The 16379-nt window shown below is 71.2% G+C and carries 18 protein-coding genes; all 18 read right to left on the bottom strand.

The features are described from left to right. Window position 1: 1 nt before the first annotated feature. On the bottom strand, window positions 2-958 hold the full coding sequence (locus LG396_RS12450) for a hypothetical protein (RefSeq protein WP_225794800.1): 957 nt from the start codon (window positions 956-958) through the stop codon (window positions 2-4). 4 nt (window positions 959-962) lie between these two features. Further along, window positions 963-2114: a siphovirus ReqiPepy6 Gp37-like family protein gene (locus LG396_RS12445; protein WP_225794799.1), complete on the bottom strand. Its 1152-nt coding sequence runs from the start codon at window positions 2112-2114 to the stop codon at window positions 963-965. A gap of 12 nt (window positions 2115-2126) precedes the next feature. Then, window positions 2127-3089, bottom strand: coding sequence for a phage tail family protein (locus tag LG396_RS12440; protein WP_225794798.1), 963 nt, complete (start codon window positions 3087-3089; stop codon window positions 2127-2129). Then, window positions 3090-7643: an aggregation-promoting factor C-terminal-like domain-containing protein gene (locus LG396_RS12435; protein ID WP_225794797.1), complete on the bottom strand. Its 4554-nt coding sequence runs from the start codon at window positions 7641-7643 to the stop codon at window positions 3090-3092. It abuts the gene before it with no gap. A gap of 192 nt (window positions 7644-7835) precedes the next feature. Continuing rightward, on the bottom strand, window positions 7836-8219 hold the full coding sequence (locus LG396_RS12430) for a hypothetical protein (protein ID WP_225794796.1): 384 nt from the start codon (window positions 8217-8219) through the stop codon (window positions 7836-7838). Between the two features lie 29 nt (window positions 8220-8248). Next, window positions 8249-8593, bottom strand: coding sequence for a hypothetical protein (locus tag LG396_RS12425; protein WP_225794795.1), 345 nt, complete (start codon window positions 8591-8593; stop codon window positions 8249-8251). 70 nt (window positions 8594-8663) lie between these two features. Next, complete coding sequence (locus LG396_RS12420) at window positions 8664-9221, bottom strand: phage tail tube protein (RefSeq protein WP_225794794.1); 558 nt, start codon at window positions 9219-9221, stop codon at window positions 8664-8666. A gap of 84 nt (window positions 9222-9305) precedes the next feature. Further along, complete coding sequence (locus tag LG396_RS12415; protein WP_225794793.1) at window positions 9306-9713, bottom strand: hypothetical protein; 408 nt, start codon at window positions 9711-9713, stop codon at window positions 9306-9308. After that, entirely contained in the window at window positions 9710-9934 is a 225-nt protein-coding gene (locus LG396_RS12410; protein ID WP_225794792.1) for a hypothetical protein, read from the bottom strand. The genes LG396_RS12415 and LG396_RS12410 overlap by 4 nt, the downstream gene beginning before the upstream one ends. Beyond that, window positions 9934-10302: a hypothetical protein gene (locus LG396_RS12405; RefSeq protein ID WP_225794791.1), complete on the bottom strand. Its 369-nt coding sequence runs from the start codon at window positions 10300-10302 to the stop codon at window positions 9934-9936. Before LG396_RS12405 ends, LG396_RS12410 begins: the two co-directional genes overlap by 1 nt. Beyond that, window positions 10303-10650 carry a hypothetical protein gene (locus tag LG396_RS12400; RefSeq protein ID WP_225794790.1) on the bottom strand — a complete coding sequence of 116 codons (348 nt, stop codon included), beginning with the start codon at window positions 10648-10650 and terminating at the stop codon, window positions 10303-10305. Further along, a complete protein-coding gene (locus tag LG396_RS12395; protein ID WP_225794789.1) occupies window positions 10647-11279 on the bottom strand; it encodes a hypothetical protein in 633 nt (210 codons plus the stop codon). Before LG396_RS12395 ends, LG396_RS12400 begins: the two co-directional genes overlap by 4 nt. Window positions 11280-11292: 13 nt before the next feature. After that, window positions 11293-11631: a hypothetical protein gene (locus LG396_RS12390; RefSeq protein ID WP_225794788.1), complete on the bottom strand. Its 339-nt coding sequence runs from the start codon at window positions 11629-11631 to the stop codon at window positions 11293-11295. A gap of 57 nt (window positions 11632-11688) precedes the next feature. Further along, on the bottom strand, window positions 11689-13017 hold the full coding sequence (locus tag LG396_RS12385; protein ID WP_225794787.1) for a major capsid protein: 1329 nt from the start codon (window positions 13015-13017) through the stop codon (window positions 11689-11691). Window positions 13018-13019: 2 nt separating this feature from the next. After that, on the bottom strand, window positions 13020-13208 hold the full coding sequence (locus LG396_RS12380) for a ribosomal-processing cysteine protease Prp (RefSeq protein WP_308190093.1): 189 nt from the start codon (window positions 13206-13208) through the stop codon (window positions 13020-13022). After that, window positions 13205-13897: a hypothetical protein gene (locus LG396_RS12375; RefSeq protein WP_225794785.1), complete on the bottom strand. Its 693-nt coding sequence runs from the start codon at window positions 13895-13897 to the stop codon at window positions 13205-13207. The genes LG396_RS12380 and LG396_RS12375 overlap by 4 nt, the downstream gene beginning before the upstream one ends. A gap of 57 nt (window positions 13898-13954) precedes the next feature. Further along, a complete protein-coding gene (locus LG396_RS12370; RefSeq protein ID WP_443729179.1) occupies window positions 13955-14962 on the bottom strand; it encodes a VG15 protein in 1008 nt (335 codons plus the stop codon). Continuing rightward, a complete protein-coding gene (locus LG396_RS12365; protein WP_225794783.1) occupies window positions 14946-16373 on the bottom strand; it encodes a phage portal protein in 1428 nt (475 codons plus the stop codon). Before LG396_RS12365 ends, LG396_RS12370 begins: the two co-directional genes overlap by 17 nt. Between the last annotated feature and the right edge of the window lie 6 nt (window positions 16374-16379).

Here is a 16379-nt window from a genome sequence, read left to right as displayed (position 1 = left end):
GTCAGTTCACCACCCAGGAGATCGTGGAGCCGGTGACGCTCTCGTCGCGTGGTACGCCTGGGTGGTTCGTCAGCCAGATTTCGCCCGCCCGGCCGTTGGTGCTGTTGTTGGCGTACACGGTCACCCTTCCGGCGCCCGCGCCGCTGCCTGTGATGTAGATGATCCCGTGCATGTCGCGGTTGGGGTGCCGGTAGGTGCTGGGGATGGACACGGGCAGGCGGGAGTCGGTGCCGCCCGACAGCGTGCCGCCGGTGCGGGTGAACGCGCCGAGCCTCAGGTGCGCGCTGCCGCTGCGGTGCTCCACCACCGTGTCCACGTTGATCGACCAGCCTGATGCGCTGCCGTTGACGACGACGGGCCCGGAGTCGTTGTAGAGGACCCGCCAGGCGGAGCCGTCCCAGCCGAGCCATCGCCCGGTGTCCGTCTCGTGGATCTGGTCGCCTCGGCGGGGCAGGACCGGCCGGGTGCTGGAGGTGCACGGCGTGATCCGGCTCCCGATGTACTGCTCGTAGCGGGTGACGCTGACGCTGGACGCCCCGTTGGGGATCGAGACGAGCGCGAGCGGCACCTCCCACACCGTGCCGCCGGCTGACGAGTCCTGCCGCAGAAGTGACGGCGACCCGGAGCCCGGGGTGCCCTGCTTGACGACCGCCCGCACCTCCCACGTGGAGCGGTCGAGCCGCAGGCACACCCAGTCGACCCGCGGGGAGCCGGAGCTGTTCGCGGCGATCTCCAGGATGTCGCCGGTGCCGTCGGTCTCCCAGTTGAAGCCGCGCACCTGCCCGCGTCGGTCCGCGGCGATCGACACCGCCAGGCCGACGCCCGCGGTGACGACGGCGCTCTGCGACGGGTTGCCGTCGACACCGTCGTCCGTGTAGCGGGATGCCACGCGCTCCCACTCGCCCTCCGTCAGGGCGCCGCTGTTGTAGTCGCTCTCGGGGAAGGACGTCTGCGCCACCCCGTCACCTCCTGGTCTCTACGCGCCCGAGGCGACGGGCGAGGGTGCGGATCTGCTTGACGAGGCGGGTGTCGGTCGTCTGGTCACCGGTGCCGATGACGGATGTGACCAGCTCGCCCTCGTTGGGGCTGACATCGAGGCGGATGCTGCGCACGATGTCGGCGACCTCAAGGCCGGTGGGCAGCACGACGCTGACCTTGTCGCCGAGGCCGAAGTCGATACCAGCACGGAGGTCTTCGGTGTCGACGGTGACCGTGGACAGGCTCGCGGTGGGGTTGTCGTTGCCGAACTCCAGCGCGCCAGCCTGCGTCAGCTCGCCGTTCGCGTTCGTCGTGCCGCTCTGGTCGACGACCTTCTCGACGCGGTACCAGTCCGCGTGCGCGCCGGAGGTGACCTCCACGAACGCGCGGGATCCCTCGTCGCCGCCGATGACGAGCTGGGACGTGGCGGTGGGGGCGGCGAGCGTGTAGTTGTACGCCCGCAGGTTCCCCAGGTCGCGGGAGAACCGGGCGGTCGCCGTCAGGTCTTGGGGCTCGTACACCTGGAAATGGATCTGATCGCCCACCTGGACGGTACGGAAGCCGAGCCCGTCGCCGGACGCCACGGTGCGGCAGGCGTCGATCAGCGGCTCGAACCTCGTCGTGATCGCCGTACTACTGCCGATCCCCGTCGCGGAGTCCAACACCATCTGCTCGATGCGCCGGGCCGACAGCGCGCCGGGCCCGCAGTTCTCGTCGACCAACGTGCGGATGATGCTGCCCGCGCCCGTTGCGGTGATCTGCCGCGTGGCCTCTGAAGCGGTCGTCTGGGACTCGAACGTCGCTGCCGGGTTGGGGTAGGTGACGTACCCGGCGACGCGGGCGAGGTCGTCGGAGAACGCCGCCTTCACCACGCCCGGGTCGGCCTCGCCGTCCGCGGACCACTCGCCGGACTGCGGCTCCTCCAGCGGCCCCGCCATCCAGATCGCACCGTCGCGGATGACGACCAGCCGGTTGCCGGGCTGCAGCAGCTCCACGACCTCCGGCCACGCCGGGAGGTCCACAGTCCCGGTGCCCGGCTCGTTGAACCGAACCTCGGCGGCGAGGTTGCTCCAGCCGTCGAGCGGATCGCCCAGCGGCTGCAGCGTCTTGGAGGTAATGAGGAGGGTGACCGCCATGGGCCACCCCCTTCACGCGGTCTCGTAGCGCGGGTTGTACACCAAGTCCACGGCGCTGCCGGGGCCCGAGCCGGAGAGGGCGAACGTCACCTGGTTGTCCCCGGGCTGCAGGCCCCACAACTGCGCGTCCGGCCAGTTCAGGGTGGGCGTCCAGTTGGTGCCGTCCTGGTAACGGACCTGTATGGGGTCGGTCCTGACCGTCACCTGCTCGCCCGCGAGGAGGTTGCCGTGGCTGATCGGGGCGGCGTCGGGGTCGAGGGTGAAAGACTCGCCCGTCCCTGTGTTGGTGAACGTCACGCCCGACGCCGGGCCGGTGATGACCCAGGTCGGCCAGACAACTACGTCGCCCGGGTTCGTGACCGTCGTCGCGCCGAGCACCTGGCCCGAGCTGATCGTGGGGAACGGGTTGAGGAACGGGGTGCCGGTCGCGTGCTCGCGGTGGACGCTGATCGGCTCGGGGTCGTACCAGTACGGATCCTCTGCCATGAGCGTCAGCACGGCGTTGTCGGCGAGCCGGCCGTAGCCCTGGTCGGCTTGCCCTTCCCAGCCCTCCCGGTAGGTGACCCGCAGCCGCCGGCGAGTGCCGTCCGGCCGCGCGATCTCCAGGACCCCCGGGCCCTCGCCGCGGAGTGTGCGGGTGAATGCCCGCGCGAGTACCCGCCACCGGTCGACGAACTCCATGTGGTCGGAACCCCGGACGTGCAGCGGCCAGATCACGTCACGCACCTGCGGCTGGGAGTGCCGCAGCCGGCCGCCGCCGCGGGGCTGCGGGTCGATGGTGTGCTCGTACACGACCGCGCCGAGGCCGCCCACCTGCGGCAGCGTGTGCCACCCGCGGTCGTAGTCCGTGAGCGGCCACGCCGTCCCGGTCGGGTCGTAGTAGATCGCCGACGCCTTCCCGACGCCCGGCAGGTCGACTGGCGGCGGCGGCTCCGCGGGGGGCGGCTCGATAACGCCGCCGACGATGATCGGCACCTAGCCTGCCCTCCCCACGCGCAGCTCCGTCTCCTTCTGCCGCGTCACCCGGTCCAGGTCCCGCACCTTGAAGTCCGCGGTGCGGGCGTTGATCTGGTAGGTGACGTTCGGCCGGTCGCCCATCGCGGCGAGCACGCCGTCCTCCAGGGCGGCGGTCTGCCGCGGGGTAAGCACCGCCTCCGGGGAGCCGGTGCCGTTGTACGCCATAGTCAGACCCGGCTCGAGGTAACCGCCGCTGTCGTACCAGTTGTGCCGGTTCCAGAACGACATGGCGCCGGCCGGGCTGCCGTAGCGGCCCTTGATGTACCCGAGGCCCCACCTGATCTGGGTGACGGGGTTGGTGCGCCAGTCCTTGCCGGCGCTGGCCATCTTCGAGCCGGGGAGCGCCTGCGGGATGCCGTAGGCGTCGGACGTGGGGTTGTCGGCGTTCCAGCGCCATCCGGATTCGCGGGTCCACAGCCGTTCCAGGGAGGGCCATTGGTTCTGTCCCCAGCCCCACCGGCCCAGCATCTCCCGCGCGGCAGCCTTCGCCGCAGCCGGGGACTTCCCGGTGGCGCTCGCAGCGATGGACGGGCGGAAGCCGTACCAGGAGGAGAACATCGGGTTGAACGCGCCGCGCGCGCTCTTGCCCATGCGCACGCCCACACCGCCTGCGGACTCGACGTTGACGCCGTTGAGCGTGCCGCCCGCGTGCCCGACACCGGCATGCGTGATGCCGATCATGTACGGGGCCCGGAGGCCGCGAACCCACCCGTCGGGGGCGTTGCCGCCCGCGAAGGAGTGCGTCGAGAAGACCCGCTGATACGGGTTGCGGCCCTGGATCACGTTCTGGATCGCCGAGAGGATGCCGGTGCAGTCGAAGCCGCTGGGGCCGACGCCGCCCCACAGGTACGGCTTGCCGACCTGCGCCCGCGCGAACCGCAGCGCCGCGCTGACTCGCTCACCGCCGCCGGCCCCGGCGACTATGCCCTTCAGCCCTTCGACGATCATCCGCGGAAGGCCCGCGACCATCGCGCCCCACGCCGTGTCGTCCATCTTTCGGAGCGGCCTGAGGAGCGGGTCGAGCAGCTTGCCCAAGTTGCCGACGGGGTCCGACATGAACTTCGCGGCGCGCGACGTTCCGCTGGTTCCGATGCCGACGAGGCGGCCCAGGTCGCCGATGATGCCGCCAGATTCCATGAGCTGACCGCCCGCGGCGTTCCACAGATTCAGCGCCCGCGACCGGTACTTCGGATCGGTCGGAATGACGAATTCCGGGTGCCGCGGGTTGCCCTCGCCGACGATCGCCGTGGGTCTGTTGAAGATGCCGGGCCCCGCCGGGACCGTCCCGCCCTTCGCGAGCAGCGGCAACTTCTTCAGGTCCGGCACCCCCGGGATCCACCCGGCGATCTTCTTCCAGACTTTGACGATGCCGTCGTTCCAGACCACCCTCAAGACCCAGTTGATGGGCTTCTTCGTCAGCCCGCGGATCTTGTCCCAGGCCTTGCCGATCGCGTCCTTCGCGTCGCGGAAGGCGTCGCCAACCCGGCCCACGGCCCGCCTGATCGAGTCGAACGCGGGCCGGATGCCGTCGCGCCAGACGCGGCTGATCTTCGAACTGATCCAGTTCCACACCGGCCCGATGACCTTGTCGCGCAGCCACCGCCAGGCGCCGGCGAACGGACCGCGGATGCGGTCCTGCATGGCGCTGAACACCTTGCGGATCGCGTCCCATGCGGTACTGATGGCGCTGCGGATGCCGCGCCACACCGGCCGCACTACCTTCTCGTACAGCCACTTGAAGGCGCCGCCGACATGCTTGCGCAGCCACACCGTCAGCCGCGACAGCCACGTGATGACCTTCGCGACGACCTTCACCGCGAACGTGATCATGAACGTCGCGAGCCTCAGGAGCGGCGGCAGGATCTTCGACGTGATGGCGACCCCGAGCCGCAGCCCGAGGGCGATGAGCTTGATCAGCGGCGGCAGGATCGGCAGCAGGGCCACCAGGAGGTCGATGACCGCCTTCACCAGTTCCCCGAGCGCGGGCAGCAGCGCGCGCCACAGGTCGCCGCTGAACTTCACCATGATCTGGGCGATCTGCCCGATCAGCGGCAGCAGCGGGCGCAGCGCGAGGCGCACGAGCAGCAGGAAGGAGTCGACCAGTGCGGGCAGCACCTTGACCAGGCCGCGGATGATCGTCCTCGCGATGTCCACGAGGATCGGCATCAGGTCGTTGAGGATCGGCACGAACTCGCCGACCAACTCCTTAACGACCCCGACGATCGTCGGCAGCAGCCCGGCCAGGCCGCGCGCCATGGTGGTGATCGCGTTGGCGACGAGCGGCAGGATCGGCGCCAGCGCTGCGATGACCGTGCGCACCAGCTCGACCCCGACGGGGATCAGCGGGCGGATCACGGACAGCACCGCGCGCACCCCGGCGGCGAAGGCGTTCGCCAGCAGCCCGGCGACCGTGCCGAGGAGGCGCACGAGCGGGCGCAGCACAGGCTCCAGCGCGGTGAAGACCTGGGCGATGATGCGGCCGATGAGCCGGACGGCGGGGATCAGCGCACGGATGACCGTCGTCAGCGGGCCGACGAGCGCCCCGACGATCGAGACGATGACGTCGAGCAGCGGCCGGATAGCCGGCGCCAGGGCACGGATGATCGCGGTGATCAACTGCGCGATCGGCTGCAACAGCGGGGTGATCGCAGCGACGACCTGCACCAGGGCGAGGCCGACCTGCTCGACCACCGGCATCAGCGCGCGGACGATCGGCAGCAGAGCCGCGCCCAGGGCGGTCGCGAGCTGCGACAGCACCGGACCCAGGGCCTTCGCGATCGACGCGATGGCCGGGGCGATGGCCGCGAGCAGCGGCACGATCGCGCGGACCACGGCGCCGACGACGGGGAGGATCGCGCCGACGATCTGCGCGACCGCCCCGAACAAGGTCCGTAGCTGCGCCTGGATTTCGGGCGCGGACAGGATCTTCTTCAGCTCGCCGAAGACGCTGCCGAGCACGCCGACGATCTCGCCGCCCGCATCTGCCGCGGCCTTGAACAACTGGCCGAACGCCCCGGCGACGTTCGCGACGAGCGTGCCGAGCTGGGAGATGACGGCGAAGGCGGCGTTGATCGCGTCCTGTAGACCACCGGACGCGAAGCCTTTCGCGAGCCCGTCGGTGAACGACGACACGGCGCCAGCGAACTGCCCGAGCAGCTTGTTGAAGGCGGGCTGCGCGGCCTGCGCCAGCGTCGCGAACGCACTGATCAGGTCGGCGGGGACCGACTCCAGCCGCGCGAAGCCGCGGTTCGCGCCGGCGAGTACGCGGTCCAGCGCCCCGGACTTGGCCATCTCGGTGATGGCGTCGGCCGCGGACTTCGCGATCGAGTTCCAGATGCCCGCGGTGTCGGTGAGCCGCTGCCCGAGGATCGGGAGGGTGGTGCGAGCCAGGGACGTGACCGTCGTGTCGAGCCCGGCGAACAGGCGGTTCTGCACCGGCAGCCTCAGGCCGTCCCACGCGGGCTTCAGCCCGACGACGGCGCCCACGAACGCCTTCGCGTTGGGCGCGAGCTTGCTCATCGCCTCGCCGAGCGCCGACGTCTGCGCCGCAGCAGCGGCCTGCGCGTCCGCGAGCGCGCGGGCCGCGTCGGCGACCGCCCGCTGGGCGTCCTCGACCTGCCGCTGCCCGTCCGCGCGGGCCTGCGCCACACCACGCTCGGCGTCCGCGAGAGACCGCTGCGCGTCGGCGACGTCCCGGGCACCGTCGACGGCCGCACGGCGGGCGTCATCCCGCGCCTCGGCGACCGCCCGCTCCCGGTCCGCGACACCGCGCTGCGCGTCGGAGATGCGCTCCTGCGCGCGGGCCACCTGCTCCGAGCCGGACACCCCCGCCTTGTTGGCGCGGGCCGTGTCCTTCTCCAGCCTGTTCGTCTCCCGGCGCTGCTCTGCGAGGTTGAGCTTCGCCCGCTCGTGGGCGATCTGAAGGCGCTCCAGGGCGTCCGGGTCGGTGCCCGGCTTGGCCTGGGCCTTCTTCAGTTCCTCCTCGGCCTCTTTCAGCCGGAGGACGGCCTCGCGCTCGTCGAGCCGCGACTCGCCGAGCCGCTGGTTCATGTCCTGCAGCGCGCGGGTGGCGTCGCGTCGCGCCTCTGTCAGGTCCTTCTGTGCGTCGCGGGCGTCGGTCTGGGCGTCACGGAGGTCGCGGACGGCGTCCCGTACCTGCTGCTGCGCGTCCTTCTGCCGCCGGGCGGCGTCCTCGATGGTGCGGGTGAGGCTCCGCTCGGCGTCGGCGACGGCGCGCTGCGCGTCCTTGATGCGCTCTGCGGCCTGCACTCGCGCGTCCGCGACACCGCGCTGAGCGTCGGCGAGGGACCGCTGCGCCGACTCCACCGCGCGGGTCGCGCTCGCGGCGGCCTGCGCGTCCGCGGAGGAGTCGGCGAACGCGGCCTTGAACGCCTCGCCCACCCCGCTGAGGCCAATCTTCAGGGCGCCCGCGGCGGTGCCCGCGGTCGCCAGCGCCGGGGCCAGGGCGGCGGCGGCGCCCGCGGCGCTGGACAGGTTGGCTCCAACCGCCACCCCGGCCAGCGCGCCGATCCCTTTCAGGCCGACCGAGAACGCCTTCGTGAACCCGGCGCCAGCGTTGCGGCCGGCGGACGATGCCCGTGAGGACGCCTGCCGCGACCAGTCGCCCTGAAACTCCGGACGGATGCTGACGTATCCGCGTCCGACGAGGACACCACCGGGACCGGCCACCGCGCACCCCCCGGCTCACTGGTGTGCGGCTGCGCCTCCGAAGACCTGCGAAAGCTCCCGGGCTCCGGATCCGTGGCGCCCGCCGAAGCGGATCGACTTGCCCTTGCTGCGCTTCACGCCCGGACGCTCGATCGGCGGCGGCGCCTTGAACCGCCCGCGCTTCTTCGGATCTGAGGCGATGTACGCGGCGAGCGCGTTGCCGAAGTTCACGCCGTCCACCGTCGCCGCGGCGAGGTGCCGCTCAGGCGTCCAGAACTCCTCCTCGGGCGACCGGCGGTGCAGCGCCCGCGCGGTCGCCGAGTCCGGCGGCAGGTAGCGGATGAAGACGCTCAGCTCCCGCCACGACATCTCCCCGCGGTACAACTCCAGGAGGGACCGGCCCGGCCAGTAACGGGCCACGTCGAACTCGATGGCCTCCCCGTGCTCCCTCAGGAGCTGGAGGAGGCCACCGATTCCCCCGGCTCCAGTCCGGAGTTCTTCTGCCACTCCTCGCCGATCAGCTCCAGGTCGCTGAAGGTGTACCCGGCGGCGTACATGGCCTTGACCGTGTCGTCGCCGAGGACGTCCTTGAGGACGCCCACGATGTTGTTCAGGTCGCCGACGCGCTCCTGGAGTTCGAACGGCAGCGCCCGCATCGGCGGCAGGGTGAACTCGACACCCGACAGTTCGTAGGTGACCGGGTCCGGCAGGGCGTCGCGCTTCTGCTTCGCGAGCGAGTCGAGGGAGACGACCTTGCGCCCGCCGTTCTTCGCTGCGGTCTTGCTCGTGGTCATGCGGTTCTCCTTGCGGGTCAGCGGGTTGGACCCGGCAGGCGCGACCCGCTGAGCGCGCCCGCCGGGGGTATCAGGACGTCACCCAGGACGGGTCGTTCGTCAGCCACGTCGCGATCTCCGGCGCGGACGAGGCGTAAGCGGAGACGGTCATCTCCAGGCCCACCGCCGCGCCGCGCTGCAGGGAGATCGCGCCGCGCTCCGTCACCTCGCCGCGGGGGAGGATGAGGCGGTTGGTGATGGTGCCGTCGCGCCACTCCAGGCCGAACGCCATCTCCGCCGGGGCTGGGCTGGACGGGATGTCGAGCTTGGTGACACCGGACGTCGTCGTCAGCGTCGAGTCCGGGAAGTACAGCGAGATGCTGTCGGCCTTCAGCTCGATCGCGGTGAAGCCCAGCGTCATGTCGACGCCGGTGAGGATGCGGCGGACGGGCGACAGGGCCTGCCACGCGTTGATGTCCTCGACGTCGGTGCTGTAGTTCAGCTCCACGCCGTCCTCGGACATGAAGCCCAGCTCGGTCCACGCCGCGTCCCACGCGGTCGTCACGTCGGTCGGGACGGTCGACCCGATGGGGGCCACGTAGATGCCGCCGTCGAGTCCTGCCCTTACGTTGTCGGCGTCGTTCGCCACGGGATGCCTCCAGGCATGCTGAGGACCCGCGTCGGCACGGCCGAGCGGGCGAGAGTGAACAGGAAGCAGCGGGTTAGGTCTTGATCAGGCGGGGCGGACGCGCAGGGTCATCACCAGCACGTAGCGGGCGAACGGAGCCACACCCTCAGCGGGCGCATACGGCAGCCAGATCAGGCTGACGTCGTCCACGCGGTAGATACGGGCGCCGCCCTGCGCCGTGCCCTCCGCGGCGAACACATGCGCCCGGACGAGCTGCGCCAGGTCGTGCGCCTCGGCTTTCGAGGCGGCCAGAACGTCGAAGTCGACCGTCACGTCCTCAAGGACGAACCGCGTCACCACCGCGCCGCCGCCGCGGGACACAGCCACGAACGGCAGGCCGGCCTCCAGCGGACTCGGCCACTCCGACCCGACGCCAGCGTCCAGCACGCCGTCGAGATAGCCGGCGAGCGCCGCCTCCACATCAGGGAAGGCGACGACCGGCAGCGGGCTCACTCCTCGGCCCGCCGGCGGCGCTTCGAGGTGATGGCCACGTCCGGCTCCGGCTCGTCGGACGGCGAGGGCTCGGGCTCAGGAGCCGGCTCCGACGCCGGTGCGTCCACGACCGCAGCGACGCGGCCGTCCCGCCAGAGCGGGCGCACCATGTCGTCCGCCACCTCGATCACATCGCCCGGAGAATGGCCGGCGTAGAAGGACGCCAGACGGATGTGCGCCATCAGGTGCTCCCTGCTCTCAGAGCGTCCAGGGACCGGCCCAGGACGCGGTGCTTCGGGGAATCGCCGTACTGCGGACGCGGCTGCCCCTGCCCGGTACCGAACTCCACCTGCAGCGTGATCGCGGCAGTGGCGCCGAACTCCGCGCGCCAGCCGTTCGGCCGCAGGGTGGCCGCCGAGTAGATGCTGGCCTTGTACTCACCGTGACGCTGGACCGCGGGGTCCCACGTCGGGCCCGTGTACGTCGGGGCGGTGGCGCGGGCCACGTTGGCGCCGGTGTCCGCGCGGTCCTTCAGCAAGTCCCGCATCTCAGAGCTGCGGGCGATCTCGCGGAACACGCTCGGGTTCGGCTGCCACCGGAACGTCGCCACTCAGGTCACCTCCCGGAGGTAGACCTCCACGTGATGCACCCGGCCGGCGACCTCCCAGCGGCCCACCTCGCCCACCACCTCGAGGACCCGGCCGCCGTACTCGATCCGGTCCGTCGCCAGCAGGTCCAGATCCATGCCCGGCGGCGTGTACAGCCGCCAGCCGGTGACCGCGACCTGCCGGTCGACGGTGTCCTCGTCGGAATCCGAAGGCGACGATGCGGGCTGCAGGTTCACGCCTGCGACGTCCGTGCGGGCCGCGTTCGGCCAGTCGGGGACCCGGTTGTTGTACCGGTCCGTGACCAGCGGGGCCCGCAGCCGGCTCACGGTCTGGGCGAAGAACAGGCTCACGACGGGACCACCGTGAATGCGGGCCGCCGGTACCGCCTCAAGTCCGCACGGTGTTCCCGGGTGAGCTTCGCGTTCCCGACGGTCTCCACCGCGTAGGTCGCCGACTCGCCGCCCACCGTCAAAGACCGCAACCCCTGCGGGTTCGTCAGGTTCGTGGCCGCCAGGTCAAGCACCACATCGACGACGTCGTCCGGGATCTCTTCGTCGCCGTGGGAGTAGGTGACGCGCACCTTAGGCGCCCACACTCCGAGCCGGGCCTGCCACGGCCAGCCCATGTACCGGGTCGGCTGGTACCACGGCTGGCCGCGGGTCAGCTCGTTGCCGAGCCGGCTGAAGTCGGTGCCCTCAGTCAACGGCACCTCGGTAGTTCCGAACACCTGGAGCTCGACCACCGTCAGCGGGTTGGCGTCGTCCACCACGAGGGGCCGTTGCGGAAGGGCCAGCACCCGCTCCCCGCCGCCCAGCTCCACGGTCTCTCCGGACACGAAGGAGAGCGTCTGTCCGGTGTAGGCGCGCACCCGGGCCGACGCGCGGCGCAGAGCCAGCGTGGCCGACGCCTCGTTGAGCGGCGCCGGCGACTGCATCGCGGCCTCAAGGTCAGGCACGGTCGCCAGCAGGGGTAGAGCCACGGCGACCGCCCCCTCAGTCCTCGATGAGCTTGGAGAGCTGCTTGATCAGGGTCGAGCGCGGCTTGTCCCGCGCCTCCTCCGCATCCAGCGCCTCGGCGGCGCGAGCCGGGTCATCGCCGACCCACGCGAGCACCGCGGCGGCGGTTTCGGCCGCTTCGAGGGACGTGGGGGCATCCTCCTGTCCCCCGTCCTCGCCCCTTCGGTCGCGGTCGCCGTCGAGGCGGGTGACCTTCCCGTGGGCACGCTGCAGGAGCATCGCGGCAAGGCTGCCGGACACCTCCTGTCCGGCTTCGAGGGTGATTGCGACGTGATCGTGGAACACCTTCATCTTCTCGTTGGCGACGACGCGCACGAGTCCTCCTTCTCGCTGCCCAGCCCGGCCCATGAGCGGGCCGGGCTGGAGTGCGGGTCAGTTCGCCGAGTGCTCCAGCACCACGGCGCGCTTGAACTGCGCCGGGTCGCCGTTCGCGAGCGAGTCGGACGGCACGCCGTAGTCGCCGACCCACGACCAGGTCGTGGCGACGTTCTGCTGGTAGCGGTCCTGCGGCGGGCGGACGATCCGCGCGACGTCCACACCCGGCGCCACGTTGATCATTGAGATGTCGGGGACGTCCTGCACTCCGGTCTCCGACAGCAGGCCGGCCGGGTTCTCGAACGGCGCCGCGATCAGGGCGCCCGCGCCCATCACCAGCGGCCGGTGCACCGTCGCCGTCAGATCCTCGTACCCGGTGGCCGCCGAGGTGAGGTACGGCACGACCTCATTGCGGACCCACACGATGCCGCCGAACACGCCGAGCGCCAGGTTGCGGTAGGTCTCCGACTCCGCGCGCCCGCGGTAGAGGTTCTGGAACTCGGTGTCCTCGAAGAGCTGGCTCTCGGTGACGGAGTCGATGTGGGCGATGTAGTTGGAGCCCTCCGCCGGCGGCACGTGCATGCGCCGCAGCCGGGCGACCGCGGCCCGGAAGTGGGAGAACTTGATCAGGTCGCCGGCGCCGAGGTCGAACGCCGTGTCGTTCGACGAGCCCGCCCGCACCGCATACGGCGCCTGGCTGGAGACCACGGCGTCGCCGGCGACATCGACGCGCGCCGTGCCCAGGGTGAGCACCCGCGTGGAGGTGTTCACGCCGGTGACCGTGTTGGCGACGCCGTCGACGGTGACGTTCAGCGGGGTCGACGCGGACACTGCCGTCGGCACGCCGTTGACCAGGACGTGCGTGAAGCCGTCCACGGAGGCGACCTCAAGCGACGTGTCCGAGGTGCCCGCGGACGAAGCCCACGTCCGGCCGCCCGCGTAGGCCGCGTACAGCTTGTTGCGGGCGAGCAGGTTGAGGGTCTGCCCGGCCTGGATCGCCAGCCGGCTGACGTCGTTGAGGTACTTCGACGCCTGCGTCATCGAGGACACCAGCAGGTCGGTGTCAATGGACTTGCCGTACTGGTCCATCGTCACGGTCCACTGCTCGATGGAGTACGTGCCGGTGCTCGCGTCGGAGCCGGTGGTCGGCGTCGGGTCGGGCGTCATGAGCCCGTTCCGGGTCATGATCTTCGTGTCGCCCTTGGCGCCCTGCCACGGCTCGACGTCGGCGACCTGCGGGAACAGCAGCTCCGGCGCGAGGGACTGGCGGAACATGCCGTCGAGCAGCCCGTTCTGCATGATGGCGCGGATCGACGCCGGCAGGGTGGACCGCACATCGTGGCGGTCGAGCCGGAACCACGGCTTGGCAGCCGTCTGTACGGTCATCTCTACTCCTGAGTGATCTCGATGGACACGAGGTCCGGGTGATGCTGCGCGACCTGCTCCAGGCCCAGCAGCGCGGTTTGGGTGATGGCCGACACCGCGGCGCAGACCCGCCCCTGCTCGGTGTGCTCCTCGTGACCGGTCACCTCGATTGAGGTTCGCCCGGCGCCCAGTCGGGCCCGGACGTGGATCACGCGCGGAGGCGCACGCCGTACTCGCCGAGCTTCTTCGCCAGCTCGTCGCGGGGGGCGTTGCTGTAGTCGGTCGGCGGCGTCTCGGGCCGGGCCCCCTGCGACGGGTCCGGTCGGGGCGCCTTCGGCTTCTCCGGGGCGGGTGCCTGCTTGCGCAGGTGCGGCTTGCGTTCCAGCAGGCCGTCAAGGTCCGCGGCGATCTGCTCGGTGTCGACGTTGCCGTCGTCGCCGACGTAGCGCGACAGGTCGCCCAGGAGGTCGGCGTCGGTGGGGTCCGCGAACTCCCTGGCGGCGAGGGCCTTCACTTCGGCCTTCACTGCCTGCTGCACCGCGGCCGTGGCGCGCTTCTCGGCCGCCTCGGCGCGGCTGGTGGCCTTCTCCAGCTCCGTCTTGTTGAGGTTCTCGTACTCGTCGACTTTGCGCTGGGCCTCCGCGGCGGCCTTCTTCGCGGCAGCGGCCTCCCGCCGGGCTGCCGCCCGCTCGGCCTTCATCCGGTCCAGGGCCTTCTTCCCGGCGTCACCGAGCGCGTCGGCGCCCTCCGGGTCGGATTCGGGCTCCGGGTCGGCCGGCTCGGGCTCGTCGGGCCCAGGGTCGGCCTCGGGCGGGTCAGCCGGTTCGGGGTCGTCGTGGCGGTTGAGCCGGAACCAGGCTGCGCCGTGGGCGGCAGTCGTCCGGCAGGCGGTCAGGTGCATCGTGTCTCCCGTTGCGGGACGTCGGCCGGCCACGCCTTGCGCGCGGCCAGGGTTGAGTTACTGGTCGAGGTAGCCGTTGCGGCGCAGCAGCCGCAGTGCGGCGTCGCGGTCGCCGCCGGCTTGGCGGTAGATCTCCTCGGGCATCAGCCGCGGTGTCGTCGTGCGGCCGTAGCGGGTCGAGGTGGCTTGCCCGAAGCGCGTGCCGGGCGACCGGTCAAACTCGGAGCCGGCGCGGCGGGCGGTGTGGGCGTACCAGCCGCGGCGAGTGGTGCCCTCCGAAGTGGTGGCACCTGCGGTGCTCATGCCGCGGCGGGCGTTGACGATCTGCCCCATGTCGGCGCCCTCGCGGATCGCCCGGGCCCCCGCCTCGCCGAAGCGGCGGCGCTGCTCCGCCGCGCTCATCTGCTGGAAGAGTTCCCGCGGCGACGCGGCGGCGTCGTACTCGCGCTCGGTGAGTGGCCTGATCGTGCAGTCGCACATCGGATGCCGGCGGAAGCCCTTCGAGTAGCTGTACGTCTGGCCCGCGAGGATGATGCAGCGGGCGCAGGCCGGGAGTTGCACGACGCGCGTGTACATCACCACGCGGCGCTCGGCGACCATCGCCACCTGATCCGCGCCGCGGCCCGCGTCGGCGATCTGCGTACCCGCGTAGCGGGCCAACGTTGCGAGGCCCCGCAGCATCGCATCCGCTGGCGACAGGCCCGCGGCCAGCGCCTGCGTCACCGCCAGCGCCGGTAGGAACAGCAGCGTCTCCAGCGGGCGACCGTCGGAGGCGACGCCCGCGAACGCGGCGGCAGCCACCGCGCCGACCGGCGCTGCGGCCACGCCCTGAGCGGCGAGGATCGCGGCCAGGAACGCCTGCGCGCCCTGCGCCACGCTCAACTGTCCTGCGACCACCGCGGCGACGATCCGCGCGCCAGCCTCCCCGGCGAGTTCCGCTTCGATGCGGTGCGCCGGAAGGCCTGCCCAGATGCCCTGCACCTCGGTGACAACCTGCCTGGACACCGCCTGGATCTGCCGGTAGCGGGCAACCGCGACGGCATCCGCTTCATCCCGCGGCGGCACCGGCCGCCTCCGGCTCCCGCTCGGCGTCGCCGTCAGGATCGTCGGCCGACTTGGGCCCGAACATGGCGGCCACGTCGCCACCGGCGATGCGCGTCAGAGCGTCCTGTGCGGCCTGCTCGTCCTGCTCCTCCATACGGGCGATCTGCACCTGCGTGTAGCCCATGTCCTCGCGGGTCTGCCGCAGCGGCACGATCTTCGCGGTGTGGAGCTTGACCGCGGCATCGGCCTTCATGCCGACCGTCGGGGTGGATGCGTCGCGCCAGATCGTCTCCAGCGCCCGCGCCTCCGGGTTCCACGCCCTATCGCGGACGCGGATCGCGATCCTCATCACCTGCTCCCACGCCTCGCCCCATGCCCGCTGCTTACGCTCGGCGCGCTTCACGAGCCGGGCCTCGGAGGAGCGGATCGCGTCCGCCGACGTGGGGTTTTCCGTGGCGTAGCCGAGGAAGTGCGGCGGCAGGCCGGCGAGCGACGCGACGAGCCTCGCGAGTTGGTTGATCGTGTCGTGGAAGTTGCTGAGCGACGCCTCGGGGAACTGGACGACGTCCGCGCCGTCTTCCTTGCGGTTCTTCTCCGTCGCCCACATGCGGCCGATGATCCGGCTGAACGCCGAGACCTTGCGGCCCTGCTCGTCGACGAAGTCTTCCTCGCCGAACCCGAACGCCACCCGCCGCGGAGTCGCGTGATACTCGGCGCTGACCATCATGTCCGTGGCGATCTTGCATGCGGCATCGGACAGCGGAATGACCGCCTTGAACTCGCTGACGCCGCCCAGGCGCTTCAGCCGGGTCCGGTTCGCGAGCACCACCACCGGGACCTCGCCGAGATCGTGCTCATCCCGCTCGTACTCGGCCCATACCCCGTCCGAGCCCTTCACCCACCACGACGTGGCATCCGGCCGGTACAGCGTCGCGAAGTCCACCGGAGAGCCATCCGGCTGCTCCTCGCGCCACCGCTTCACCGCCGCCGCCAGCCGACGCGTCCGCGGGTCGTGCTCGGCGAACATGTCCAACGCGGACTCCACCGTGATCAGCGGAATGTCGTCCTCGTCGCCGGTGCCGATGACCACATACGACCGGCGCATGACCAGCGCGTCGAGATGTCCCTGCTGGGACTGCTCATCCAGGTTGTTCGCCTGCCAGATCCGCCACAGATCCTCATCCGCCGCCGGCTCGCCCGGGAAGCGGAAGCCCTCCACATCGAGGCGCTCCTCGATCGAGTCGGCCACCAACTGCGGCCAGTTCACCACCACCTGGCGAACGCGGTCGTCCATCTCCGCCAGCAACTCCGGCGCCATGTACGACAGCGGCTGCTCGCCCTCGTAGTACGAGTCGAGGAGCTTCAGCTCCCGCTTCTCCGTGTCGTGGCAGTCGATCAGGTGGGTGAGCCACTGCAGGTCGGTCCGCTCCACGGGCTC

It is taken from the genome of Streptomyces aculeolatus (assembly GCF_020400605.1).
In the GTDB taxonomy this organism is placed as follows: Bacteria; Actinomycetota; Actinomycetes; order Streptomycetales; family Streptomycetaceae; genus Streptomyces; species Streptomyces aculeolatus.
Note: the sequence above shows the minus strand (reverse complement) of the source record. Positions and strands in the feature narration are given on the sequence as shown.

Bases quoted from the DNA above. Each gene is read 5' to 3' on its own strand.
- LG396_RS12410 (WP_225794792.1), bottom strand. From the start codon at position 9,934: ATGGCGCACATCCGTCTGGCGTCCTTCTACGCCGGCCATTCTCCGGGC.
- LG396_RS12445 (WP_225794799.1), bottom strand. From the start codon at position 2,114: ATGGCGGTCACCCTCCTCATTACCTCCAAGACGCTGCAGCCGCTGGGC.
- LG396_RS12385 (WP_225794787.1), bottom strand. From the start codon at position 13,017: ATGACCGTACAGACGGCTGCCAAGCCGTGGTTCCGGCTCGACCGCCAC.
- LG396_RS12425 (WP_225794795.1), bottom strand. From the start codon at position 8,593: ATGACCACGAGCAAGACCGCAGCGAAGAACGGCGGGCGCAAGGTCGTC.
- LG396_RS12375 (WP_225794785.1), bottom strand. From the start codon at position 13,897: ATGCACCTGACCGCCTGCCGGACGACTGCCGCCCACGGCGCAGCCTGG.